This is a genomic window from Oerskovia sp. NPDC060338 (assembly GCF_042726295.1).
GTDB lineage: Bacteria > Actinomycetota > Actinomycetes > Actinomycetales > Cellulomonadaceae > Oerskovia > Oerskovia merdavium.
On the sequence record NZ_JBHXCQ010000010.1, the window covers coordinates 207,099 to 231,133 of the forward strand.

A 24,035-nucleotide genomic window follows, 5' to 3' on the forward strand; every position below is an offset into this window, starting at 1 on the left:
GTGCCGTGGATCGTCCTGCTCGTCAGCGCCGTCTTCGAGGCCGTCTGGGCCACGGCCCTCGGCAAGTCCGACGGGTTCTCCCAGCTCGTCCCGTCGATCGTGTTCTTCGTCGCGCTCGCCGTCAGCATGGGCGGGCTCGGCTGGGCCGTGAAGCACATCCCGATCGGCACCGCCTACGCGGTGTGGGTCGGGATCGGTGCGGCCCTGACCGTGTCCTACGCGATCCTGACGGGCGACGAGTCCGCCTCGGTCGGCAAGGTCGTCTTCATCGCGGGCATCATCGCCGCGGTCGTGGGGCTCAAGCTCGTCCCGCACGGGCCCGCGAAGGACCCCGCGCCGACTGAGGTCGAGGGCGCCCCGACCGACCGGTCGGACCGCTAGCGACCACGGCGAACGGCCCGTGGCCACCCTCGGACGTCGAGGGCCGGCCACGGGCCGTTCTCGCGCCCGGAGCACGCCGTGCGGGGGCCGTCCTCGTCAGCGGACCTCCGCGAACCGCCCCACGAGCTCGGGCCACGCGTCCCGGAACGCGTCCAGCAGGGGGAGCGAGGGCACGTCCTCGACCGCGACCCACGCGATCTCGAGGCTCTCGGCGTCGGTGGCGCGCGCCCCGAGGTGAGCACCCGGCACGACCTCCGCGAGCACGGTCGTGTACCGCCACGGCCCGTGGTCCAGGACCCGGTCGCCCACGATGCTCACGAGGGCGGGGTCCACCCCGGCCTCCTCGTGGGCCTCGCGCAGCGCGCCCTGCTCGGGGGTCTCGTCGGGGTGGATCGCGCCGCCGGGTACACCCCACGTGCCGCCCTGGTCGCTCCAGGTCGCCCGGTGCTGGAGCAGGACGTGGCTCACCCGTCCGTCCTCGCCGCGGCGCGCGACGAGCAGGCCCGCGGCTCCCGCGAGCCCCCAGTGCCGCCTGCCGCACGTGCACTCGACCCACCCGTCCCCGGGCTGGAGGTGTCGAGGGGCGCGGGGGGCGTCGGTCGAGGTGGACGGAGGTGCGGGCTCGGTCGGGATCGTCACGGTCCCACCCTGCCATCCGGCGGGCCGGACGGGACAGTGCGCGGCCTGGGTGACCACGTCGTGGACAGGAGCCCGCACGGGGCTCACGTCGCGCGGCGACGCCGGCCGACCGTGAGCACCCCGTACGCGGCGAGCCCCACCACGACCCCCCAGAATGCCGAGCCGACGTGGGCGACCACGATCCCCGAGGTCGTGACGACGAGCGTCAGCACGGCTGCTTCGAGGGCCGCCGGAGACGGGCTCGCACCGGGCGTCGAGGCCGCGGGGGCGAAGGTTCCCGCCAGGGCGCTCGTGAGCGCGCCGACGAGCGCGACCCCCGCGACGGTCGTGACCAGGGCCGCCGGGACGGCGTGGAAGAGACCGACCAGGCTCCCCGCGAACGTCCCCACCACCAGGTACCCGACCCCGCACGCGACCCCCGCGACGTAGCGGCGCGTGCGGTCCTCGTGCGCCTCCGGGCCCGTGCAGATGCCCGCGGTGATCGCGGCCAGGTTGATGCCGTGCGCGCCGAACGGCGCCAGGAAGGCCCAGGCCGCGGCGGTCCCGCCGACCAGCAGCCGGCTGTTCGGGCGGTAGCCGCTCGCACGCAGCATCTCCAGACCCGGGCCGTTCTGGGCGCTGAGCGTCACGAGCAGGAGCGGGACGGAGATCCCGACGACCGCGCCCAGGTCGAGCGTCGGGGTGGTCCACTCGGGGACGGCCAGGGCGAGCGCGGTCGTCGGGCGCGAGACGTCGCCCGCGACGAGCGCCGCCACGACCCCGGCGAGCAGTGCCGCCAGCACGGCGTAGCGCGGCGCGAGGCGGCGCACCACGACGAACGCGACGGCGACGCTCGCCCCGATCACCGGCGAGCCGACCGCGCTCACGACCGCACCCAGCACGAACGGGAGCAGGACCCCCGCGAGCAGCGCCGAGAGGATCTGGGGCGGGACCGCCGCCAGGAGCCTGCCGAACACTCCGCTCGCACCGAGCGCGAGCGCCGCCACCGCCGCGACGAGGTAGGCGCCCACGACGTCCGAGAACGCGAAGTCTCGCAGCGTGCCGAGCAGCAGGGCCGCCCCGGGCGTCGACCAGGCCGTGATGACCGGCTGACGGGTCAGCAGGCTCAGGACCACGCCCGTCAGTCCGCTGCCGATCGAGACGGCCCACAGCCAGGAGGTCGTCTGGGCCGTCGTGAGACCACCGTCGTGCGCGGCCTGCAGGATGATGAGCGACGGCCCGGCGAACGAGACCATGACCGCGACCAGGCCCGCGACCACGGCGGAGACCGACGCGGCGCGCACCGGGCCGGGGGACGGTGCCGGTCCCGTGAGCAGGTCCACGGTCCGGGAGGGTGCGGCGCGAGGGCTCCGGGCGGGGAGGGGCGAGGGTGAGGCGGACGTCACGGGCCCACCCTGCCACCGCGGTGACCTCGTGCGCGGGAACCGGGCGGGGAGAAGCCCGCGCGGCCTTCGGCCGCCTGATCCCGAGGCAGCAGGGGCGCCGGGGAGGCAACGTCCCGGACAGGGCGGTCGACCTCGAATTCGGTGGACGCGCGGCCTCGGGCCCCGCACCATGGACGGGTGAGTCATCCCGAGCCGAACATCGTGTCCGACCCGACCGCAGAGGATGCCTCGACAGGCGCCGACGCCAGGCCCTCATACGCCCCTGAGTCCACCGACCCCGCGGCCGTCTCCTATGGTCCCGCGAGCCTGCCCGAGGCCGCGGACCAGGCTGATCCCGCCGACCCGTCCGGCCCGTCCCGCCCGTCCGGAGCGACCCCGACGGACGACGAGGCCGACAAGCCGCGCTGGCGCCGTGACGCCACGATCTTCCTGGGCGGGCAGACCGTCTCGCTGTTCGGGTCGATGCTCGTGCAGTACGCGATCATGTGGCACCTGACCCTCGAGACCAAGTCCGGTGGTGTGCTCGCCCTGGCTGCAGTGTTCGGCTTCCTGCCGCAGGCCGTCGTGTCGATCTTCGGAGGGGTCTGGGCGGACCGGCTCAACCGCAAGTTCCTGATCATCGCGGCCGACGCCTCGATCGCGGTCACGACCCTCGCGCTCGCTCTGCTGATGCTCGCGGGGAGCGACGACCTGTGGCTCGTCTACGCCGCGCTCGCGATCCGCTCGGTGGGCGCCGGGATCCAGATGCCCGCGGTGGCCTCGCTCCTGCCGCAGCTCGTCCCCGTGAGCAAGCTCATGCGCGTGAACGGGATCAACGGGTCGATCCAGTCGGCCATGACGCTCCTCGCCCCCGCGGTCGCCGCGGCGATCTACGCGAGCGCCTCGATCGTCGCGATCTTCTTCGTTGACGTCGTCACGGCCGCGATCGGGATCGGCCTCCTGGCGCTGATCCCCGTGACCAAGGTGCTGCGCACCGACGTGGGCGCGGGCGAGAAGGTCGGGTACTTCGACGACCTCGTGGGCGGCCTGCGCTACCTGCGCGGCCACGCGTTCGTCCGCTGGGTGCTGGGCCTGTACGCGGTCGTGTTCCTCCTGATCGTCGCGCCGTCCTACCTCACGCCACTCATGGTCGTGCGGACGTTCGGCGACGAGGTCTGGAAGCTCACGGCCAACGAGCTCGCGTTCTCGATCGGCATGATCCTGGGCGGGGTCCTGCTCGCGACGTGGGGCGGCCTCAAGAACCGGGTCGCGATGATCGTCGGCGCGACGTTCGTGTTCGGCGTGCTCTCGGTCGGCATGGGACTCTCGACGAACATGTGGGTCTTCTTCGGCTTCATGTTCCTCCTCGGACTCGCGGTGCCGGCGTTCTCGACGACCTCGATGACGGTCCTGCAGGAGACGGTCGAGCCCGACCGGCAGGGGAGGGTCTTCGGGTTCGTCGGGATCGTGATGGCGCTCGCGATGCCGATCGGCATGGTCGTGTTCGGCCCGCTCGCGGACCGGTACTCGGTCGAGTCGCTCCTGATCGTGTCGGGGGCGCTCATGTTCCTCGTGATCGCGGTCGCCGTGCTCGTGCCCTCGGGCCGCCGGGCCATGCGTGCGGCGGACGAGCACACGTCCGTCACGGTCTGAGGACCAGGCGGCAAGGACGCCGACGGGGTTCGGCCGGCACGCTCCGAAGAGCGTGCCGGCCGAACCCTGTCGGCGTCTCAGCGAAGGAGCGTCAGGCGGACGCCTCGGCGACGTCGGTGATCTCGCAGATCGAGGTGCCCGAACTCACGCTCGCGCCGACCCCGGCGGTCAGGCCCGTGACGCGGCCCGCACGGTGCGCGACGAGGGGCTGCTCCATCTTCATGGCCTCGAGCACCACGATGAGGTCGCCCTCGGCGACCACGGCGCCCTCGGAGACCGCGACCTTGACGATCGTGCCCTGCATGGGCGAGGCCAGCGTGGTGCCGTTGCTCGAGCCCGCCTTGGTCGCCGAGCGACGCGCGGGACGCCGGGCCGCGTTGGCCGAGCGGGCGCGGCCCGCCGCCATGCCGAGCCCTGCGGGGAGGACGACCTCGAGGCGCTTGCCGCCGACCTCGACGACCACCCGCTCGGTCGCGGGCGCCTCGTCCTCCTCGGCAGGAGTCTGGGCGGGCGTGGCGGGTGCGAGCTTGGTCAGCTCGTCGGCGAACGTCGTCTCGATCCAGCGCGTGTGCACGCGGAACGCCGAGTCGTCGGCGGGGACGAAGTCCTCGGAGTCCAGCACGGCGCGGTGGAACGGGACGACCGTCGGGATGCCCTCGACCACCATCTCGCGCAGCGCGCGACGTGCTCGCTGGACGGCCTCGAGGCGCGTGGCACCGGTCACGATGACCTTGGCGATCATCGAGTCGAACGCGCCGGAGATGACGTCGCCCTCGCTCACGCCGCTGTCGACGCGCACGCCCGGTCCGCTGGGGAAGTGCAGGCGCGTGATGCGGCCCGGGGCCGGCAGGAAGTTCGCGGCCGGGTCCTCGCCGTTGATGCGGAACTCGAGCGAGTGCCCGCGCGTGGTCACCTGCGAGTAGCCGAGCGGCTCTCCCGCCGCGATGCGCAGCTGTTCGCGCACCAGGTCGATGCCCGTGACCTCCTCGGAGACCGGGTGCTCGACCTGCAGGCGCGTGTTGACCTCGAGGAACGAGATGGTGCCGTCGGCGCCCACGAGGAACTCGCAGGTCCCGGCGCCGACGTACCCGGCCTCGCGCAGGATCGCCTCGGAGGCCTTGTAGAGCTCGGCCTGCTGCTCGTCGGTCAGGAACGGCGCGGGGGCCTCCTCGACGAGCTTCTGGTGGCGGCGCTGGAGCGAGCAGTCGCGCGTCGAGACGACCACGACCGTGCCGTGCTCGTCGGCCAGGCACTGGGTCTCGACGTGGCGCGGGGTGTCCAGGTAGCGCTCGACGAAGCACTCGCCGCGACCGAACGCTGCGGTGGCCTCGCGGACCGCGGAGTCGAACAGCTCGTCGATCTCGTCGGCCGTGCGCGCGACCTTGAGCCCGCGCCCGCCGCCGCCGAAGGCCGCCTTGATCGCGATCGGCAGGCCGTGCTCGGCGGCGAACGCGTGGACCTCGGTCGCGTCGGCGACAGGGTCCGGGGTGCCGGGGACCAGGGGAGCGCCCGCACGGTGCGCGATGTGCCGGGCGCTCACCTTGTCGCCGAGCGCGTCGATCGCGGAGGGGGGCGGGCCGATCCAGACGAGGCCCGCGTCGATCACGGCCTGGGCGAACCCGGCGTTCTCGGCGAGGAAGCCGTAGCCCGGGTGCACCGCGTCGGCGCCCGCACGGCGTGCGACGTCGAGCAGCTTGGCGACGTCGAGGTAGGTGTCGGCGGCGCGCGCGCCGTCGAGCGCGTACGCCTCGTCGGCGAGGCGCACGTGCAGGGCCTCGCGGTCGGAGTCCGCGTACACGGCGACCGACGCGATCGAGGCGTCGGCGCAGGCGCGGGCGATGCGGACCGCGATCTCCCCGCGGTTGGCGATGAGAACCTTCGACAGTCGTCTGGGCAGGCTGGTCGCGGGGTTCGTTGAGTTCACGGGCACGGCTCACGGTAACGCGTCGGGCGCCCTCGGTTCACGCTCCGACCACCGGTACCGGACAAGATTGGAGATCAGGCCAAGGCACACCGGGGTCGTTTGTAGGAACCCTCCATGGTCGGAGGGACGAACCGCCCCGGGGTCGGCCTGCGTTGTGCGGCCTCGACAAGCCGACGGCCCGCCCGCTCTGCCGCCCGGCGCCCGAAGGCGAGGTGCGGCGGAGCGGGCGGGCCGTCATCGGCTCACGCCCAGAGGTCGGTCCAGGCCACGTCGATCTCGCCGAGCAGCTCGCGCACGAGCGGCAGGCTGATGCCGACCACGCCGTGGTGGTCGCCCTCGATGCTCTCGACGAACGCCCCGCCCAGGCCGTCGACCGTGAACGCGCCGGCGACCGCGAGCGGCTCGCCCGTCGCGACGTACGCGGCGATCTCGGCGTCGGTCACGTCGGCGAAGTGGATCGTCGTCGAGCTGGTCGCGCCGAGCGTCGCCCCGCTGCCGCCGTCCTGCGGGTCGCGCAGGTCGACGAGCCAGTGCCCGGTGTGCAGCACGCCGGACCGGCCGCGCATCGCGCGCCACCGGGCGGTCGCCTCGTCGGCGTCCTTCGGCTTGCCGTACACCTCGCCCGCGAGCTCGAGCATCGAGTCGCAGCCGACCACGATCGGTGCGCTCTCCTCGGGCCCGACGGCGTCGCTCGCCTCGTCACGCTCGCGCGCCTCGCGCGTGAGCACCTGGGCGACCTCCTCGGCCTTCGCCTGGGCGAGGACGAGCACCGCGTCGGCGGGGTCGAGCGCACCGAACCGTGCGGTCGCGGCGTCGAGGACCGCGTCCTCGTCGAGCCCCGAGACCCGGACCTCGGGCGTGACGCCCGCCGAGCGCAGGGTCGCGAGCCTGGCCGGGGACTGCGAAGCCAGGAGCAGGCGGGGTGCAGGGGTGCTGGTGTCGCTCACTGCAGGGCTCCGCGCAGCACGTCGAGGCCGACCGAGCCCAGGTTCAGGGCACGCTCGTGGAACGCCTTGACGTCGAACTCCTCACCGCGGGCCTCCGCAGCCGCACGGGCGGCGTCGCGCGTCTGCTCCCACAGGCGCTGGCCGACCTTGTAGGACGGGGCCTGCCCAGGCCACCCGAGGTAGCGGTTGAGCTCGAAGCGCACGAACGACTCGTCCATGTTGACGTTGGCCTTGAGGAACTCCCAGGCCTTGTCGGCGTCCCAGCGCGGGTCCTCGGAGTCGCCGCGCCACTCCTCGGGCGCGTCGAGCCCGAGGTGCACGCCGATGTCGAGCACGACGCGGGCCGCGCGCATGCGCTGGCCGTCGAGCATCCCGAGCCGGTCGCCCGGGTCGTCGAGGTAGCCCAGGTCGGCCATGAGGCGCTCGGCGTACAGGGCCCAGCCCTCGCCGTGGCCCGAGACCCAGCACGCGAGGCGGCGCCACGAGTTGAGCGTGTCGCGCGCGGCGACGGCCTGGCCGCACTGCAGGTGGTGGCCCGGGACGCCCTCGTGGTAGACGGTCGTCTTCTCGCGCCACGTGTTGAACTCGGTCACGCCCGGCGGCACGGACCACCACATGCGCCCGGGGCGCGAGAAGTCGTCGCTCGGGGGCGTGTAGTAGATCCCGCCGGTCTGGGTCGGGGCGATCATGCACTCGAGGTCCAGGACCGGGGTGGGGATGTCGAAGTGCACGCCGTCGAGGGCCTGGATCGCGGCGTCCGAGGTCTCCTGCATCCACGCACGCAGCGCGTCCGTGCCGTCGAGCCTGCGGCTCGGGTCCGCGTCGAGGATCGCGACGGCCTCCTCGACCGTGGCGCCCGGGCCGGCGATCTGGGCGGCGACGGCCTCCTGCTCGGCGATGACGCGCGCGAGCTCCTCGAGGCCCCACTGGTAGGTCTCCTCGAGGTCGACCTCTGCGCCGAGGAAGTTGCGCGACGCGAGGGCGTAGCGCTCGCGCCCCACGCCGTCGGCCGTGGGGGCCTGGGGTGCGAGCTCGTCCTCCAGGAAGTCGGCGAGCCTGCCGTAGGCGGCCACGGCACCCGCCGCGCCGATCTCGAGCTCCTTGCGCACGAGCGAGCACGCCGCGGACTCGTCGAGCACGGCTGACGCCTCCTCGCCACGGACGAACGTGACGAAGAACGACGTCTCGGGGTTCGCGAGCTCGCGGGCCTGCTTGACGCCCTCGCGGACCTGGCGGATCGCCGCGACGTTGCCGCGCGCGGCACCGGCCGTGAGCGAGGCGATGTACCCGTCCATGGCTCCCGGCAGGGCCGCGAGACGGGCCGCGACGTTCTCCCACGCCTCGACCGTGCCCGTGGGCATCATGTCGAAGATGTCGCGCAGCTCCTGCAGCGGGGACGCGATGTTGTTGAGCAGCGCGAGGTCCTCGCCGGCCTCGTGCAGCTCGAGCGAGAGACCGACGCGCTCGCGCATCGCGGCGAGCGTGACCCGGTCGACGTCGTCGACGGGCTCGGCGTCCGCGAGCTCGGCCAGCACGGCCCGGTCCGCGGCCGCGAGGGCCTCGTACCCGGCGGGCGACAGGTTGGTCATGCGGTGGTCGTAGCCCGTGAGGCCCATGGCCGTGGCGGCGAGCGGGTTCAGGTCGGCGACCGTGAGCACGTACGCGTCGGCGATCGCGTCGATCGCGGAGGGCGTGCGGGGGGTCCTGGCGGTGGGGGTGCCGGGCTCGGCCGGCGAGGTGGGTGAGGTCACCCGGTAGAGGTTACTGCGTGGTACCCGCAGGGGTCGTCGTCCGTGAGGATGATCAGTCCTGGCGCAGGAGTCGTTCCGCCAGGTCGAGCACGGCCGACGGGGCGGTCAGCTCGAGCGACTGCGCACCGCCCCCGTCCGGGCCGATGTACACGAGCTCGTCAGCGTCCTCGAAGACGAGGACGGACCGCGTGCTGCCCGGGAGCGAGAGCTCGACGCGCACGGATCTCCACGCCCCGGTGGGCGCGACCTGCTCGGTGACCAGGCGGGGGTGCTCGGCGCCCGCCCGACCGAGGGCATCGAGGAGGTCCTGGTTCGTCGGCGCCGAGGACGGTTCGGCGTCAGCGGCGGGCGCCGGGTCGGCGGTCCCGACCCCGGAGATGCCGGTCCCACCACCGGCCCGCTCCGGGTGCATCGCGGCGAGCAGGTCGTCCGCCCAGGCGCGCTGGTAGCGCACGAGCACGACGGCCGGCCGGCCTTGCGTACCCCGGGGGTACCAGACCGCGACGGGGTCGCCCGAGCGGGGGCCCTCCGTCATGGCGGGGACGGGCACCGTGAACGGTGCCCGGACGGGGACGTGGTCGACCGAGAAGGTGAGCCGACCGCTCACGAGCGTGGCGCCGTCGGGCAGCTCGCGCGAGGATCCTGAGGGAACCTGGTCCGCCTCGGCCGTGACGTCAACGAGCACCGAGCCCGTGGTGCGCTCGGCCGCCGTGAGCAGGGCGTCGCGTGCGCGGGTCTCGCGCTGCGCTTCGCGGTCGTCGAGGTACCGCGCGAGCGCGAGGACCGCGACGAGCAGGAGCAGGACGGTCAGGACGCCCAGCACCGCGGCCGGGAGGGGCCAGCCCTGCGACGGTGCGAGCTGCTGGTAGGCGACGAGCGCGACCGTCGGGACGGTCGGGACGATCCACGCCCACCGGCGCCAGCCGGTGCGGGCCGGGAGCGGCGGCACGGCGGGCCCGCTGCCGTCGGCCGTGAGCGGACGTTCGACGGCCCCGGGGCCGTCCGCGAGCTCGACCAGGACGGTCGTGGTCTGGCTCATGACTGCAGGCTCCACCGCCAGGAGTCGGCGTTGTGCCGACCCGCGCGGCCGCCGAAGCTCTTGGCCGTCGCGCCCGCCCCGGTCCCGCGCAGGCCGCGCGCACGGTTGGTCCACTCGGACAGGGGCGCCTCGTCGTCGGGCACGTGCGAGGCCGCTGCGGCCGCCGCGAGCCCCGCGACGAGGGCCGCGACCTCGATGTCGTCGGGCGCGCCGCGCACGACGCGCAGCGAACGGCCCGACGGCGCCTCGGGCGTCCCGCTCACAGGCCGCCGTCCGTCGGGTCGTCCGCCGCGTCCCCGTACCCCTCGAAGTCGGCGGCCTCGCCGCGCGACGCGGCCCACTCGGGGATGTCGAAGCCGGCCTCGGCGAGGGCCGCGACGACCTGCTCGCCCGCGTTGTCGAGGAAGTCGATGACCGAGTCGAGCGAGGTGTCGGGCGTCGAGCCCGGTCCCACGACGAAGCCCAGGTAGAAGGGCTCGGCGACCTCGGGCGCCGGGGGCGCGTCCGCGTCGCCGCCCGCGCCGAGCTCCTCGTCCGAGGCCCACACGAGCGAGGTGAGGTCCGGGTGCATGCCGAGCGAACCGTGCAGCGCGTCGTAGACCTGGGCGTTGAGCGTGCTGATGCGCGCCTCGAGGGCAAGGACACGGGGGTCCTCGTCGGCCTCGGACGCACCGAACTCGGAGCGCACGCCCACCGCGGTGCCGATGTAGTCGTGCAGGGCTGCGGCCAGGGCGTCGACCGCGGCGTGCAGCGGCGCCTCGTCGACCGGGCCGAGCGGCTCGGCGCCGTGCGACACGCTGTCGTGCCCGTTGTCCGGGTGGTCGTGGCCCTCGTGGCCGTCGCTCGTGTGCTCGTCGGGCATGTCGTCCTCGCGGTTCGTCTCGTGGTTCGCGTCGTCGTGCGGTGCTGGGGCTCCCGCGGTCACAGCGGGATGTTGCCGTGCTTCTTGGGGGGCAGGCTCGCCCGCTTGGTGCGCAGCGCGCGCAGCGCGCGCACCACCTGCACGCGGGTCTCCGACGGACGGATCACCGCGTCGACGTAGCCGCGCTCGGCCGCGTCCCAGGGGTTCACGATGGCCTCCTCGTACTCGCCGACCAGGCGTGCCCGCTCGGCGTCGACATCCAGTCCTGCGTCCGCCGCAGCCTTGAGGGTGCTGCGCTGGAGGATGTTGACCGCGCCGCCGGCGCCCATCACGGCGATCTGGGCGGTGGGCCACGCGAGGTTCACGTCCGCGCCGAGCTGCTTGGAGCCCATGACGATGTACGCGCCACCGTACGCCTTGCGCGTGATGAGCGTGACGAGCGGGACCGTGGCCTCGGCGTACGCGTAGATGAGCTTGGCGCCGCGACGGATGATGCCCTGGTGCTCCTGGTCGACGCCCGGCAGGAAGCCCGGGACGTCCACGAGGGTCAGGACGGGGATGTTGAACGCGTCGCACGTGCGCACGAACCGCGCGGCCTTCTCGGCCGCGTCGATGTCGAGCGTCCCGGCCATCGCGAGGGGCTGGTTGGCCACGACGCCGACCGACTGGCCCTCGACGTGCCCGAACCCGATCAGGACGTTCTTCGCGAAGAGCGGCTGCACCTCGAGGAAGTCGCCGTCGTCCAGGACGTGCTCGATCACGGTGCGCATGTCGTACGGCTGCGAGTCCGAGTCGGGGACCAGGGTGTCGAGCTCGAGGTCCTCGTCCGTGACCTCGAGCTCGGTGTCCTCGGGCGGGAAGCCGGGGGCGTCCGAGAGGTTGTTCTGCGGCAGGTAGCCGATGAGGTGGCGCACGTAGTCGATCGCGTCGTCCTCGTCGGCGCCCATGTAGTGCGCGACGCCCGAGCGCTCGTTGTGGGTGCGTGCCCCGCCGAGCTCCTCGAAGCCCACGTCCTCGCCCGTGACCGCACGGATCACGTCGGGGCCCGTGATGAACATGTTCGACGTCTGGTCGGCCATGACGATGAAGTCGGTCAGGGCGGGGGAGTACACCGCGCCGCCCGCGCTCGGGCCGAGGATGAGCGAGATCTGCGGGATGACGCCCGAGGCCGCGACGTTGCGCCGGAAGATCTCGGCGAACTGCGTGAGCCCCGCGACCCCTTCCTGGATACGCGCGCCACCGCCGTCGGAGATCCCGACGAGCGGGACGCCCGTGCGCAGGGCCAGGTCCTGGACCTTGGTGATCTTCTGGCCGTGCACCTCGCCGAGGCTCCCGCCGAAGACCGTGAAGTCCTGCGAGTAGATGCACACCTGACGACCGTCGACGGTCCCGTACCCCACGACCACGCCGTCGCCCGCGAGCCGCTTCTTCTCGAGCCCGAAGTTGGTCGAGCGGTGCTTGGCGAACGCGTCGAGCTCGACGAAGCTGCCCTCGTCGAGCAGGGCCTCGATGCGCTCGCGGGCCGTCTTCTTGTTCCGGGCGTGCTGCTTGGCGCGGGCCGCCTCCTCGGGTGCGACGGACGCCTCGGCGCGCCGACGGTCGAGGTCGGCGAGCTTCGCTGCGGTGCCGATGAGCTGACCGGTGGGGGCCGGGGTGGTGCCGGCGACAGGTTCGTTCACGCAGACGAGCCTAGTTGGTGGGTGGGACCAAGCGGGTGCGGGGGATCGCACCGGCGTCCGCGTCGGCGTTGGAGGGTTCCCACAAACCGTTGCGGCGCGGTGCCCGTCGTCGTGCGAGACGCCCCTTCGTCGCGCGGGTGGTGCTGCCGTGCTCCGGGCGCGTCCGTGCATGATGGGGGCATGACGACTGCCGACCACCCTGCGCTGCGCCCCGACTTCCTGCGGGACCTGCTCGTGGTCCCGCACGGCCCGCTCGAGCGCCTCGAGGTCGTCGAGGAGTCCGTCTCGACCAACACCGAGCTGGCCGCGGCCGTGGCCCAGGACCCCCAGGCGTGGCCTGCACCCGCGCTGCTCGTGGCCGAGCACCAGGTCGGTGGGCGGGGCCGTGCGGGGCGCTCCTGGGAGACGCCCGCGCGGACCGCGCTGACGGGCTCGCTCCTGGTCCGGCCCGACGTGCCGCGCGAGCGCCTGAGCTGGCTGCCGCTGCTCGCGGGCCTCGCGACGGTCCGGTGCCTGCGCGCGACCGCGGGCGTCGAGGCCGTGGTCAAGTGGCCCAACGACGTGCTCGTCCCGGCGCCGGGCGCGGCGGCCGACGGAGGCCGCGGGGCAGCGGAGGAGGTCGAGGGCTGGGGGACGCGCCGCAAGGTCGCGGGCATCCTGTGCGAGCTCCTGCCCGACGGCGGAGCGATCGTGGGCGTCGGGCTCAACGTCCTGCAGAGCGAGGGCGAGCTCCCGGTCGCCTCGGCCACCTCGCTCGCCCTGGTGGCGGCTGCCACGACGGACCGTGAGGTCCTGCTGACGGCGCTCGAGGAGTCGTTCGCGCAGACGCTCGGCCGCTGGCAGGACGCGGGAGGCGACGCGGAGGCCGCGGGCCTCGTCGCGGAGTGCGTCGAGGTGAGCGCCACGCTCGGCGCGCACGTGCGGGTCGAGCTCACGGGGGGTGGGCAGGTGATCGGCGAGGCGTTCGGGTTCGGACCCGACGGGTCGCTGCTGGTCCGCGAGGGGGACGGAACGACCCGTTCGCTGCACAGCGGCGACGTGCACCACCTGCGTGCGGGGTCGGGGGACGCGGCCGGCTCGAGGACCGGTGGAGCAGCCCCCGCGGGCCCCGCCGGAGGCCCCGTCGGTGCGCAAGCGGGGTGAACGGGCCAGGGCCTGGGGCAGCACTGAACTAGGATCTGTCTGTGACGCACGACATCCCTGAGGCAGCCGAAGAGACCACCGAGACGACGAAGGCAGCCGAGGAGAGTCGAGCGGAGAGCCCCGTCGTCCCCGAGCGGGCGACGGTCGAGGCCGACGTCGACGCGGCCCTCCTGGGCGGGCCTCGCGCCCTCACGGTCGAGGGGCTCGCGGAGCGGGCCGGGCTCACGGAGAAGCAGGTGCGCTCGTACTGGCAGGCGCTCGGGCTCCCGATCACCGAGGAGCAGGAGCAGATGTTCACCGAGGACGACGCGGTCGCCCTCGAGCAGATCTACTCGGTCGCCGAGCGCGAGCAGTTCGACGACCGGTCGCTGACGACCCTCATCCGGTCGATGGGCCACACGACCGAACGGCTCGTGCTCTGGCAGGTCGAGGCGCTCGTCGAGCACATGACCAAGCGGTTCGACCTCGACGACACGAGTGCCCGGCTGCTCGTGCTCGACCGGCTCCCGGACCTCGCGCCCGTGCTGGAGACCCAGCTGAGCCACGCGTGGCGCCGCCAGCTCGCGGCCGTGGCGGCGCGGTTCGCGGTCGAGTTCTCCGAGGCCCGCGCGGGTGACGTCACCGACTCCCAGGAGCTGCCGCTCCCGCGGGCGGTCGGGTTCGCCGACATCGTCTCGTTCACCAAGCGCACGGCCGGGCTCGGGTCGAGCGAGCTCGCCGAGTTCGTGCAGCTCTTCGAGACCCGGGCGCGCGACGTCATCACGGCGGCCGGCGGCCGCGTCGTCAAGACCATCGGGGACGCGGTCCTGTACGTCGCCGACGACGTCGCGACGGGGGCCAAGGTGGCGCTGGGCCTCGCCGAGGAAGGCGAGCGGGCCGGCGAGGGGATCGAGGTCCCGCCCGTACGGGTCAGCCTCGTCTGGGGCCGGGTGCTCTCGCGCTTCGGCGACGTGTTCGGACCGTCAGTCAACCTCGCGTCGCGGCTCACCGAGATCGCCGAGCCCGCGACCGTGCTCATCGACCGCGAGACGGCCGCCCTGCTCTCGCGGGACTCGCGGTTCGCGCTGACGGCCCAGCCCGAGCGTGAGGTCCATGGCCTGGGAGTAATCGAGCCCGTGCGCCTGCAGTGGGCGTACAAGGGCTGACCGGCACCCCGGCCGCTGCGGCTCGACGGACCGACCACGGGGCCGTGCGGGCCCGGCGTCGCGGGGCCGAGGCCCGGCCTCAGACCGCGAGGACCAGCTCTGGGCCGTTGTTGGCCACGCTGTTGACCAGCGGCGCGACCTCCTGCGCCGTCATGCGCACCTCGGGTGCGACCAGCAGGCCCGCGGCCTCGTCCTTGCCGACGGCAGGGTCGAGCCACGCGTCCCACAGGTCCGGGGCGAGCGACAGCGGCATGCGGTCGTGGATCGACGCGAGCGCGGGGGCGGCGGCGGTCGTCACGATGGTGGTCGACACGAGCCAGCGTGCGGGATCGTCGTCCGCCTTGGTCCGGTCGCGCCAGAACTCGTAGAGCCCCGCGAACGCCGCGACCGCCGACCCGTCGGGGTGGATGAAGAACGGCTGCTTGCTGACCTTGGGCTTGCGGGCTGTCGATCCGGGGGCCGGGGGAGTCTCGATCCGGCGCCACTCGTAGTAGCCGTCGGCGGGAACCAGGCAGCGCCGGGCCGCGAACGGCTTGGCGAAGGCGGGCTTGTCCAGCAAGGACTCCGCGCGCGCGTTGATCATGCGTGCACCGACGCCCGGGTCCTTGGCCCAGCTCGGCACGAGGCCCCAGCGGGCCACCCGCAGCGATCGGCGGACCTCTCCCGTGTCCTTGGCCGCGCGCTCGACCACGATCCGCACGGGGTCTGTCGGGGCGACGTTCCAGGAGGGTGGCAGGAGGCGCGCGTCGTCGGCGAGGTCGGCGATCGCGAACTCGTCGGCCAGGTCCTGGGCGTCCCGGAAGGAGGCATAGCGTCCGCACATGTCTTCCAGGATGCCTCGGGCCACCCACGCGGCGCTGCCGCAGCGCACGGGGAGGGGTGAGCGGCGTCGTCGGGCATGCTGCGACAACTAGATTGACAGCCTGACTAGTTCGCGACACTATCTAGTCATGCCCGAGAAGACCTGGCCCAGCGAGTGGTTGCGCGGCGTCCTGGACGTGTGCGTGCTGCGCATCCTCGCCGCCGGCCCCACCTACGGGTACGCGATCGCCGCGCGCCTCGCCGACGCCGGGCTCGGCGCCATCAAGGGCGGCACGCTCTATCCCCTGCTGGGACGGCTCGAGGCCGGGGGGCTCGTGACGGTCGAGTGGCGGGCAGGCGACGGCGGACCCGGGCGCAAGTACTACGAGCTGACCCCTGCGGGGCATGACGAGCTCGCCCATCGCGCCACGCTGTGGGACGCGTTCACCCGCACGACCCGCGACCTCGTCGGCGGCGTGCAGACGGACGGCCCCGACGACGGGCCCGTCCGCCCGTCCACCCAGACCGAGGAGACCCGATGACCCGCACGAGCGAGAAGCGGACCGCCGCACGCTACGAGATCGAACGACGGCTCGCGCCGCACGTCGACGAGAGGTGGGCAGAGGCCTTCGTGATCGAGCTGAGGCTCCTCGACGTAGGCGGCGCCGCGCTCGGCGCCGCGCTCGCCGAGGTCGAGTCGCACTGCGTCGAGAGCGGTGAGTCGGCCGCAGAAGCGTTCGGAGACCCCGTGGCCTACGCGCGCAGCCTCGGCCTGCCCCCGCAGCGCGAGGGGCGCTGGGAAGCCGTCCAGGTCCTCGGGCCGGTCGGCACCCAGTTCGTGGGGCTGCTCGTCCTCGGCTGGGGCGTCTCCTCGATCGTCCTGGCGCGCGGTGAGGGCGGGGCGGACCCGGGGGTCGAGGTGACGTTCGGGATGATCGCCCTGCTCGTGGCGTTCGAGGTCGCGATCATGCTCTTCTACCGGCACAGCTCGGCGGTGCTCCGGTCCGTGCTGGGCCGGCCCGTCGTGTCCGTCGTCGTGCTGACGGGGCTCGTGGCGGCGTTCGCCGTGGGGGCGGTCCTGCTGGACGGCGTGCTTGTGACGCTCCCGGCGTGGCCCGTGGCGGTCGCGGGGGCGCTCGTGCTCGTCGCGGGAACCGCGTGGAGCCTGGTCCAGGCCCGTCGGGGCACGCTCGAGGACCCGATCCTCTCGCCCGTCCCGACGGACGGCGCCGTCGACGAGGAGCGCGTCGAGAAGGGCGCGGGCGAGCGGCTCCTCTCGGCGAGCGTCACGTGGATCTTCCCGCTCCTCGCCCTCGCGTCCCTCGGGGCGACGTGGCTCGTGGCGGGACGCTGACCCCAGCGGCAGCCCCGGCCGGCCGGGGTGGGCGCGTGGACGGGGAGCCACGCGGTGCAGCACTGTGTCGTACTCCGCACGCCGTACCCACCGCTGGTGGCTCGGGGCAATCATCGAATCGTTATGATTGGCTCTCGTGAGCAACCCGCCGGCAGGAAATGCCCCGACCCCGCAAGCGCCCTCCACGGGCGCCGTCCGTAGCACCCCCGCACGCAGGTCGGGCCGCTCCACGGTCAAGTGGGTCCTCCTGCTCGGCGCGCTCGCGGCGCTCCCGGCCTTCACGGTCGACATGTACCTGCCGCTCCTGCCCGACGTCGCGACCGACCTCGACGCGAGCCCCGCCCTGGCTCAGCTCACCCTCGCGGGGATGCTCCTCGGCGGTGCCGTCGGGCAGCTCGTGGTCGGACCGCTCTCCGACCGTTACGGACGACGCGCGCCCGTGATCATCGGCCTCGCGCTCCACGTCGTCACCTCGATCCTCTGCGCGGTCGTACCGGGCATCGGATGGCTCATCACGCTGCGCGTGCTCCAGGGCTTCTTCAACGCCTCGACGCAGGTCGTCTCGATCGCCGTGATCCGCGACCGGTTCACCGGGTCGGACGCGGCCCGCATCCTGTCGCGCCTCATGCTCGTGATCGGGCTCGCGCCGCTCCTGGCGCCCACGTTCGGTTCGCTGATCGCCGCGCACGGCACATGGCGCTGGGTGTTCTGGGTCCTCGCGGTGCTCGGAGCAGCCCTCGCCCTGATCGTCCTGCGCTTCATGCCCGAGACGCTCGAGACCGAGCGACGCCAGACCGGAGGAGTGGGCAGCGTCTTCCGCGGGTACGCGACGCTGCTGCGCGACCGCCACTTCCTCGCGCTCGCGGTCCTCCCCGGGCTCGGCCAGGCGGTCCTCATGAGCTACGTCGTCGGGTCCCCGTTCGTGCTCCAGGAGGGCTACGGGCTCACGCACGGACAGTTCGCGGCGCTGTTCGCGGTCAACGGGATCGGTCTCGTGATCTCCGCGCAGGTCAACGCCTCGCTCGTGCGCAGGGTCGCACCCATCCGGATCCTGCGCACGGCCCTCGTCCTGCAGTCGGTGTTCGCGGCGGGACTGCTCGTGGTCGCGCTCACTGGCGCGGGCGGGCTGATCGGCCTCCTCGTCGCGCTCTGGCTCACGCTCTCGCTCCAGGGCCTCATCCCGGCCAACGCGTCTGCTCTGGCGCTGACCCGGCACGGCGAGCGGGCGGGCACCGCGGCGGCCGTCATCGGGGCGTTCCAGGCAGGCGTCGCAGGGCTCGTGAGCCCGCTCGTGGGCGTCCTCGGCGGCGACGAGGTGGCCATGAGCTCGGTCATGCTCGGGGCCGTGGTGGCGTCCCTACTGGTGCTCGGACTGGCCACCCCGGCGTTCCGGAAGGGTGGCTGGCACCTGCCGGCCTGACGGGGCGAACGGCCGCCGCGCGGCCCGCGGCAGCAGGACACTTCACATTTCCTTTTCACGACACGAAGGCCGCACCCTTCCCGTACCTCTAGGCTCTTCCCATGCCCAGCCCGAAGTCCGCCTCGAAGAGCGGCCCTCATCACGCGCGCTCCCAGCGCTCGCACAAGGCCCTTCGCGTCGTCGGAATGGTCGCCACCGGATGCCTGGCCTTCGCCGGGACGGCCGCGGCCGCGATGTACGTCGACTTCCAGAGCTCGGTGGTCGTGAGCGACGTCTCCAACCTCGTCGAGGGCGCGTCGCCGGAGCCCCCCCGGGACCCGGACGACCCGTTCGCGGGCAAGGCGCTCAACATCCTCGTGATGGGCACGGACTACCGCGACGCCGAGAACGCCGCGATCGCGGGCGAGGAGGAAGGCATGCGGTCGGACACCACGTTCGTGGTGCACGTCTCCGGTGACCGCACGCGCATGGAGGTCGTCTCCATCCCGCGTGACTCCCTGGTCGACATCCCGTCGTGCAACCTGTCGGACGGGTCGACCTCGAAGCCGCGCAAGGCCACGATGTTCAACGAGGCGTTCCAGATCGGGGCCGGGCAGGACGACGACCTGGTGGGCGCGGCCGCCTGCACCATCACGACCGTGCAGTCCCTCACGGGGCTGACGATCACCGACCACGTCGTGCTGAAGATGAACGGGGTCGTGGGTGTCGTCAACGCGATCGGCGGGGTCACCATGTGTCTCCCCGAACCCATGAAGGAAAGCCCCCGGTACGGGACGCTCGACCTGCCGGCCGGACAGACGACCCTGAACGGTGACCAGGCGATCAGCTTCCTGAGGGCGCGCCACGGCACGGGGATGGGCCTCGAGATGGGCAGCGACCTGTCCAGGATCCCGCGACAGCAGGCGTTCATCGACTCGATGCTCCGCGAGGTCCTGTCCAAGAACCTCATCACCAACGCCCCCGAGCTCTACGGCATGATCAAGGCAGTCCTGTCGTCGGTGAGCGCCAGCCCCAGCCTCGCGGGCCTCGACTCCCTCGCCGGCCTGGCGTTCTCGCTCAAGGACATCGACACGAACGAGATCGTCTTCACCGAGCTGCCCGTCATCGACGCCCCCACCAACAAGAACCGCGTCGTGTGGACCATGGACGCCCAGGCGATCTGGGACCGCATGGCCGCCGACGAGCCGCCCCCCGGGCACGAGACTCCCGCCCCGACCGACGTGGTCCCGGACACCGGTGCGGTCCAGGGGACCGATCCTGCGACGGGGACCGATCCCGGGACCGGCGCCGTACCCGAGACGGGGGCCGTCCCCGATGCGGGAACCGGTGAGGTCGCACCCCCGGTGGTCGAGGAGCGGCTGCCGGGCGTCTGCTGATGCCCCGCGCCCGATGAGCCGGGTGCGAGGCGCACCCGGCCACGCGATCCGGTCGGGCCTCGCAGCTAGCGGCCCACTCGTAGCGCGCCCAGCCGTGCGACCGCGTCGCGGAGCACGTCCTCCCGCTTGACGAACGTGAAGCGGACGCGCGAGGCCAGGGCACGCGCCGTCGTCGGGCCTTGGGGGACGTCACCCGGCGCGCCCGGCGCACGGCAGAACGCGCTCACGGGCACGCCCACGACGCCCGCGAGGTCCGGGAGCCGGCGGCACAGCTCGACACCGTCGTCGAAGCCCAGCGGGGCGCCGTCCGCGACCACGAAGTACGTCCCGCGGGGGACGACGACCTCGAACCCCGCCGCCACGAGCCCCTCGCACAGCAGGTCGCGCCGGGTCGCGAGCGACGCGGCCAGGGCCCGCGGCGCCTCGTCGTCGGCGAGCGCCTGGGCGATCGCGGGCTGGAACGGTGCCCCCGACGTGTACGTCAGGAACTGCTTGACGGTCCGCACCGCCTCCACGAGGTGTGCCGGCCCGTGCAGCCACCCGATCTTCCAGCCCGTGAACGAGAAGGTCTTGCCCGCCGAGGAGATGGTGATCGTGCGGTCGGCCATGCTCGGCAGGGTCGCGACGGGCACGTGCTCGGCGTCGTCGAACACGAGGTGCTCGTAGACCTCGTCGGTCACCACGATCGCCCCCACGGAGCGGGCCGCGTCCGCGATCACCTGCAGCTCGGTGCGCGTCAGGACCGTCCCGGTCGGGTTGTGCGGCGTGTTGACGAGGACCAGCCGGGTCCGCGGCCCGACGGCGGCACGCACCTGGGCAGGGTCGAGGCGGAAGCCGTCCGGGGTGGGATGGAGCGGCACGGTCACGTGCGTGGCCCCCGCGAGCGCGATGACGGCCGCGTGGGAGTCGTAGAAGGGCTCCAGGGTCACGACCTCGTCACCCGGCCCCGCGAGGGCCAGGACGGTGGCCGCGAGCGCCTCCGTGGCCCCCGTCGTGACCAGGACCTCGGTGTCCGGGTCCAGGTCCAGGCCGTAGTGGCGTCGCTGGTGGTCCGCGACGGCCCGGCGCAGCTCGGGGATGCCCGTGCCCGGCGGGTACTGGTTGTGCCCGTCCTCGATCGCGCGGATCGCGGCCTGCTTGATCGCGTGCGGACCGTCGACGTCCGGGAAGCCCTGGCCCAGGTTGATCGCGCCCGTGCGCGCCGCGAGGTTCGTCATCTCGGCGAAGATCGTCGACGCGACCGTGCCGTCGGCGCGCAGGAGCCCCGTGGCTGCTGCGGCCGCGCGCCAGCGGCCAGCGACCTGGGGCGAGGACCGGGGGTGCTGCGGGGGGTTCGGGGCAGCGGGGTGGGGCGTCGACATGACCACGACCCTAAGCCGGGAGGCGCCGTGTGGGCGCTGGGGCGTCGGGGCTCCGGGGTATCGCGTGTGCTTCGTACGCCCGAGGGAGCATGGCTCAAGGCCCACGAGCCTGACCTGGCGCGACGCGTCGCGGTCGGGTGGAACGAACGTGACGGTGCCCATATTCCGGACAGTCCGGGGAGGTCGAGGCACGGAATCCCGCCGATCCTGGCCCGTCGTCCACAGGGTGCGTGCGCACCTGGGGCGATGTGCCCTAGTGTCGGCGCTCAGCCGCCCCGCGACGCCGGGGCCGCTGGCTGCGCGGGGGGCGCGCAGGGGGACGCAAGGGGGCGTGACGGCGACATGAGCACCAGCGGTGTGACCATCCTCGAGACCGAGGTGCGCGAGCTGATCCGCCGACGTGGCGTGGACCCGGTGCGGGACAAGGACGGGATCGACCGCCTCGTCGCCGATGCCCTGGCCGACTACGACTCCCGGACCGCGCTCGGCGTCGTGCCCGCGCTCGCCGACGCGCAGGGGGCGGTGCGTGCGGTCCTCGACGCGGTCGCCGGCCTCGGCCCGCTCCAGAAGTACCTCGACGACCCGGAGGTCGAGGAGATCTGGATCAACTCGCCCGCCAAGGTGTTCGTCGCCCGGGGCGGGAACGCCGAGCTCACCTCGACCATCCTGACCTCGACGCAGGTACGCGACCTCGTCGAGCAGATGCTCAAGTCCTCCGGTCGGCGCCTCGACCTCTCGAGCCCGTTCGTCGACGCCGCGCTGCCGGGCGGGGAGCGGCTCCACGTGGTGATCCCGGACGGAACAACCTGCTGGGTACAGTCGCGCGGCTGCCGCTAGGCTCCCCGCATGACGGGGGAGTGGACGATTCGTGAGCTCGCGCGCGAGGCCGGGGTGTCGCGGAAGAGCGTGTGGGCGTGGATCGATGCACAGGGCTGGGAGCGCCCGGCGTCGGGCCCGTGGATCCTCGATGACGAGCGTGCACGGCTCGTGCTCGAGAGGTTCGAGCAGACCGCCCCGTTACGTACCCGGCGAGAGCCCACGGTGTGCGGCGTCGAGGACTGTGAGCGTCCGCGGGCCGGGCTGCAGGACGTGTGCACGATGCACTACAAGCGGCGGGCACGGACCGGCCGCACCGAGCGGTCGTCAGGCGGGGACTGGCAGACCCGCAAGACCCACTGCCCGCAGGGGCATGAGTACACGTCCGAGAACATCTACCACTTCCCGTCCGATGCCGGCACCAGGCGCCGCTGCCGGACCTGCCGCATTGCCCAGTCGTCTCGGCCGCGGCCTATCGCCTGATGACGGCGCCGGCCCAGACCCAGGCCGTGTCGGGATGGCCGAAGCGGTCCGTGTAGCTGATGTGCACGGCGCGGCGGGTCCAGGCGATCGCGTCGGCGTCGATCTCGAACTCGTCCCCTTGCATCGTCACGATCCACGCTCGGACAGGCATCGGAGTCTCCGGCGTCGTGACCTCGAACCCGTACTGCTTCGGGTTCAACGTGCGGGCCCGCTTCGGGAACGGGGTGTTGCCGGTCGGTCTGCTCACCAGACCAGCGTATCGAACATGTGTTCGACACCTCGAGTGTCGGTGGCTCAGGGCATCGTGTGGGCTGTGGACAACGGCGCTGCGCCCCAGGGGCTGGTTGTCGACTGGTGCAGCGGTTGCAGTCGTCTACACTGAGGCAACAGCCTGTGGACGAAACCTATCCACAGCCTGTGGACAACGAGTCGAAAGGAGGGGAATTGTGATCAGCGACCTGGACGTGGGCGCATACATCTACGCCAAGATGGGGTGGATCGACTCGTGGCGTCTGCAGAAGCTCACTTACTATTCCCAGTCCTGGTCGCTCGCTTGGACCGGGCGACCGCTCTTCAACGACCAGATTCAGGCATGGTCGGACGGTCCAGTCGCCCCGACGCTCTTTCGCGTGAACAAGTACGAGTCCTTGCCGATGTCGACCGACCTTCCGGGAGCCGATGTCGCACGCCTCCACCCGGATGCCGCGCGGACCATCGACTCGGTTCTTGCCTTCTATGGCGAGTTCAACAAGGCGTCTCTCATCGAACTCACGCACAACGAGAGCCCATGGCATGACGCCTTCAATTGCGGGCGCAACTCTGAGATCACTCGAGGCGCAATGCTCGGGTTCTACTCGAAGTTGTCTGCGATCGGCGGCGCCGTGCCTGAGCGGCCGAGTCTGGGCGAGACGGTCGTAGACATCAATCGCTTCTTCACTCGCGCCGCCTTTCAGCAGCAGCGATGGGCGGCGACGCTGGAGCGACTCGCCCAGTGAGCTACTGCTTCGACCCTGATGTAGTTATCGAGCTCAATGGACGGCTCACCAATGCCCCGGCTGTGGTGCTCGATAGGTTGAAGCTTGAGTCGGCGCTAGCTCGGCCACATCACACCTATGACGGAACGTACTTGCATCGAACGCTCGTCGAGCGGACGGCAGCGCTCCTCGACGGACTGTGTCAGGCTCACGCTTTCATGGACGGAAACAAGCGGACTGCCTGGATGTGTTCAGTTCTTTACCTCGATCTGAACGGTGTGGCAATTCGCGATATGGACGAGGCGGAGGCTGGCGGATTCGTCGAAGGTGTCGTTCTGCACGAGTATGACGTTGAGACGGCTTCTGTCTGGTTCGCGGAGCGAATCATCTAGCAGTCCGACATGACAAGAGGCCCCACCCTCCCGGCCGGGAGGGTGGGGCTTCGTCATGCCGGGGTCAGGCGAGGTCGTCGGGGCGGTACATCGCGACGAGGTCGGAGCCGTCGAGCTGGACGCCGTAGTGCCAGCCGTCCTCGCGCTGCTCGACGTAGAAGATCCTGCCGCGCTGGCCGGTGGCCGTGATGGTGACGTGGTCGCCGCGCTCGAGCGGGGGCGGCGTCCCGGACGTCCGGGGCGCGTACTCCTCGAGGGTGCCGATCTTGGCGTGGCGGGTGTAGGTCGGTGTCTGGGCGGAGCCGAGGACGAGGCGGGTGAGCCAGTCCGGGATGTGGGGCTCGGCCCAGCGCCAGGCGATGTACCAGGCGCCGACGACCAGGGCCGTGATGGCGGTGATCGCGAGGTCGGAGGTCAGGAGGTCGGTGACCTCGGTGGGCAGGACCACGACCGTGAGCAGCCACGCGACGGCCGAGCCCCACAGGACGGGCACGACGGTGCGCAGGTAGGACACGGCGCGGTCGGAGATCG

Annotated in this window: 24 protein-coding genes and 1 pseudogene; 12 read left to right on the forward strand and 13 right to left on the reverse strand. The window is 72.5% G+C overall.

What is annotated here, in order from left to right:
• Nucleotides 1-381, forward strand: a complete 381-nt coding sequence (locus ACFWGN_RS13950) for a DMT family transporter (protein ID WP_377617557.1) — start codon at nucleotides 1-3, stop codon at nucleotides 379-381.
• A gap of 96 nt (nucleotides 382-477) precedes the next feature.
• Here ACFWGN_RS13950 and ACFWGN_RS13955 read toward each other — a convergent pair whose 3' ends face one another.
• Both ACFWGN_RS13955 and ACFWGN_RS13960 read right to left on the reverse strand, forming a co-directional pair.
• Nucleotides 478-1,020: an NUDIX domain-containing protein gene (locus tag ACFWGN_RS13955; RefSeq protein ID WP_377617558.1), complete on the reverse strand. Its 543-nt coding sequence runs from the start codon at nucleotides 1,018-1,020 to the stop codon at nucleotides 478-480.
• A gap of 83 nt (nucleotides 1,021-1,103) precedes the next feature.
• The gene (locus ACFWGN_RS13960) at nucleotides 1,104-2,405 is read right to left on the reverse strand and encodes a benzoate/H(+) symporter BenE family transporter (protein ID WP_377617560.1); all 1,302 of its coding nucleotides are present in this window, start codon (nucleotides 2,403-2,405) and stop codon (nucleotides 1,104-1,106) included.
• 177 nt (nucleotides 2,406-2,582) lie between these two features.
• Between ACFWGN_RS13960 and ACFWGN_RS13965 the strand changes: the two genes are divergently transcribed.
• The gene (locus ACFWGN_RS13965) at nucleotides 2,583-4,037 is read left to right on the forward strand and encodes an MFS transporter (protein ID WP_377617562.1); all 1,455 of its coding nucleotides are present in this window, start codon (nucleotides 2,583-2,585) and stop codon (nucleotides 4,035-4,037) included.
• A 91-nt stretch (nucleotides 4,038-4,128) separates the two neighbouring features.
• On the opposite strand, the gene ACFWGN_RS13970 is transcribed toward ACFWGN_RS13965, so the two are convergent.
• From ACFWGN_RS13970 to ACFWGN_RS14000, 7 genes are all read right to left on the reverse strand, one after another.
• Nucleotides 4,129-5,961, reverse strand: a complete 1,833-nt coding sequence (locus tag ACFWGN_RS13970; RefSeq protein ID WP_377617564.1) for an acetyl/propionyl/methylcrotonyl-CoA carboxylase subunit alpha — start codon at nucleotides 5,959-5,961, stop codon at nucleotides 4,129-4,131.
• Nucleotides 5,962-6,203: 242 nt separating this feature from the next.
• Nucleotides 6,204-6,908, reverse strand: a complete 705-nt coding sequence (locus ACFWGN_RS13975; RefSeq protein WP_191803665.1) for a nucleoside triphosphate pyrophosphatase — start codon at nucleotides 6,906-6,908, stop codon at nucleotides 6,204-6,206.
• A complete protein-coding gene (locus tag ACFWGN_RS13980; RefSeq protein ID WP_377617566.1) occupies nucleotides 6,905-8,659 on the reverse strand; it encodes a DUF885 domain-containing protein in 1,755 nt (584 codons plus the stop codon). The genes ACFWGN_RS13975 and ACFWGN_RS13980 overlap by 4 nt, the downstream gene beginning before the upstream one ends.
• Before the next feature lie 52 nt (nucleotides 8,660-8,711).
• Nucleotides 8,712-9,698 (reverse strand): hypothetical protein, encoded by a 987-nt coding sequence (locus tag ACFWGN_RS13985; RefSeq protein WP_377617568.1) that lies wholly within the window; start codon nucleotides 9,696-9,698, stop codon nucleotides 8,712-8,714.
• Complete coding sequence (locus ACFWGN_RS13990) at nucleotides 9,695-9,961, reverse strand: acyl-CoA carboxylase epsilon subunit (protein ID WP_318244526.1); 267 nt, start codon at nucleotides 9,959-9,961, stop codon at nucleotides 9,695-9,697. The genes ACFWGN_RS13985 and ACFWGN_RS13990 overlap by 4 nt, the downstream gene beginning before the upstream one ends.
• Nucleotides 9,958-10,623 carry a hypothetical protein gene (locus ACFWGN_RS13995; RefSeq protein WP_377617570.1) on the reverse strand — a complete coding sequence of 222 codons (666 nt, stop codon included), beginning with the start codon at nucleotides 10,621-10,623 and terminating at the stop codon, nucleotides 9,958-9,960. Before ACFWGN_RS13995 ends, ACFWGN_RS13990 begins: the two co-directional genes overlap by 4 nt.
• Nucleotides 10,620-12,239, reverse strand: coding sequence for an acyl-CoA carboxylase subunit beta (locus ACFWGN_RS14000; RefSeq protein ID WP_377617571.1), 1,620 nt, complete (start codon nucleotides 12,237-12,239; stop codon nucleotides 10,620-10,622). The genes ACFWGN_RS13995 and ACFWGN_RS14000 overlap by 4 nt, the downstream gene beginning before the upstream one ends.
• Before the next feature lie 180 nt (nucleotides 12,240-12,419).
• On the opposite strand from ACFWGN_RS14000, the gene ACFWGN_RS14005 reads away from it, so the two are divergent.
• Nucleotides 12,420-13,382 carry a biotin--[acetyl-CoA-carboxylase] ligase gene (locus ACFWGN_RS14005; RefSeq protein WP_377617572.1) on the forward strand — a complete coding sequence of 321 codons (963 nt, stop codon included), beginning with the start codon at nucleotides 12,420-12,422 and terminating at the stop codon, nucleotides 13,380-13,382.
• Between the two features lie 41 nt (nucleotides 13,383-13,423).
• Nucleotides 13,424-14,527: an adenylate/guanylate cyclase domain-containing protein gene (locus tag ACFWGN_RS14010; protein ID WP_377617574.1), complete on the forward strand. Its 1,104-nt coding sequence runs from the start codon at nucleotides 13,424-13,426 to the stop codon at nucleotides 14,525-14,527.
• Between the two features lie 79 nt (nucleotides 14,528-14,606).
• Here ACFWGN_RS14010 and ACFWGN_RS14015 read toward each other — a convergent pair whose 3' ends face one another.
• Nucleotides 14,607-15,350: an SOS response-associated peptidase gene (locus ACFWGN_RS14015; RefSeq protein ID WP_377617576.1), complete on the reverse strand. Its 744-nt coding sequence runs from the start codon at nucleotides 15,348-15,350 to the stop codon at nucleotides 14,607-14,609.
• A gap of 127 nt (nucleotides 15,351-15,477) precedes the next feature.
• Between ACFWGN_RS14015 and ACFWGN_RS14020 the strand changes: the two genes are divergently transcribed.
• The 4 genes from ACFWGN_RS14020 to ACFWGN_RS14035 all read left to right on the forward strand — a co-directional run bounded on the left by ACFWGN_RS14020 (nucleotide 15,478) and on the right by ACFWGN_RS14035 (nucleotide 19,478).
• Nucleotides 15,478-15,870 (forward strand): PadR family transcriptional regulator, encoded by a 393-nt coding sequence (locus ACFWGN_RS14020; protein ID WP_377617578.1) that lies wholly within the window; start codon nucleotides 15,478-15,480, stop codon nucleotides 15,868-15,870.
• Nucleotides 15,867-16,682 carry a hypothetical protein gene (locus ACFWGN_RS14025; RefSeq protein ID WP_377617580.1) on the forward strand — a complete coding sequence of 272 codons (816 nt, stop codon included), beginning with the start codon at nucleotides 15,867-15,869 and terminating at the stop codon, nucleotides 16,680-16,682. The genes ACFWGN_RS14020 and ACFWGN_RS14025 overlap by 4 nt, the downstream gene beginning before the upstream one ends.
• A gap of 136 nt (nucleotides 16,683-16,818) precedes the next feature.
• Complete coding sequence (locus ACFWGN_RS14030) at nucleotides 16,819-18,102, forward strand: multidrug effflux MFS transporter (protein WP_377617582.1); 1,284 nt, start codon at nucleotides 16,819-16,821, stop codon at nucleotides 18,100-18,102.
• 101 nt (nucleotides 18,103-18,203) lie between these two features.
• Nucleotides 18,204-19,478, forward strand: a complete 1,275-nt coding sequence (locus tag ACFWGN_RS14035; RefSeq protein WP_377617584.1) for an LCP family protein — start codon at nucleotides 18,204-18,206, stop codon at nucleotides 19,476-19,478.
• 65 nt (nucleotides 19,479-19,543) lie between these two features.
• Here ACFWGN_RS14035 and ACFWGN_RS14040 read toward each other — a convergent pair whose 3' ends face one another.
• Complete coding sequence (locus ACFWGN_RS14040) at nucleotides 19,544-20,839, reverse strand: pyridoxal phosphate-dependent aminotransferase (protein ID WP_377617586.1); 1,296 nt, start codon at nucleotides 20,837-20,839, stop codon at nucleotides 19,544-19,546.
• Between the two features lie 342 nt (nucleotides 20,840-21,181).
• Between ACFWGN_RS14040 and ACFWGN_RS14045 the strand changes: the two are divergent.
• A pseudogene (locus ACFWGN_RS14045) lies at nucleotides 21,182-21,643 on the forward strand (CpaF family protein); the annotation flags it as partial.
• Nucleotides 21,644-21,685: 42 nt separating this feature from the next.
• Nucleotides 21,686-22,138 carry a hypothetical protein gene (locus ACFWGN_RS14050; RefSeq protein ID WP_377617588.1) on the forward strand — a complete coding sequence of 151 codons (453 nt, stop codon included), beginning with the start codon at nucleotides 21,686-21,688 and terminating at the stop codon, nucleotides 22,136-22,138.
• On the opposite strand, the gene ACFWGN_RS14055 is transcribed toward ACFWGN_RS14050, so the two are convergent.
• A complete protein-coding gene (locus ACFWGN_RS14055) occupies nucleotides 22,128-22,385 on the reverse strand; it encodes a hypothetical protein (protein ID WP_377617590.1) in 258 nt (85 codons plus the stop codon). The genes ACFWGN_RS14050 and ACFWGN_RS14055 overlap by 11 nt on opposite strands.
• Before the next feature lie 199 nt (nucleotides 22,386-22,584).
• Between ACFWGN_RS14055 and ACFWGN_RS14060 the strand changes: the two genes are divergently transcribed.
• Both ACFWGN_RS14060 and ACFWGN_RS14065 read left to right on the forward strand, forming a co-directional pair.
• On the forward strand, nucleotides 22,585-23,133 hold the full coding sequence (locus ACFWGN_RS14060; protein ID WP_377617591.1) for a Panacea domain-containing protein: 549 nt from the start codon (nucleotides 22,585-22,587) through the stop codon (nucleotides 23,131-23,133).
• Nucleotides 23,130-23,504, forward strand: a complete 375-nt coding sequence (locus tag ACFWGN_RS14065; RefSeq protein ID WP_377617593.1) for a type II toxin-antitoxin system death-on-curing family toxin — start codon at nucleotides 23,130-23,132, stop codon at nucleotides 23,502-23,504. Before ACFWGN_RS14060 ends, ACFWGN_RS14065 begins: the two co-directional genes overlap by 4 nt.
• Before the next feature lie 64 nt (nucleotides 23,505-23,568).
• On the opposite strand, the gene ACFWGN_RS14070 is transcribed toward ACFWGN_RS14065, so the two are convergent.
• A partial coding sequence (locus ACFWGN_RS14070; RefSeq protein ID WP_377617595.1) for a hypothetical protein occupies nucleotides 23,569-24,035 on the reverse strand: 467 nt, incomplete at its 5' end.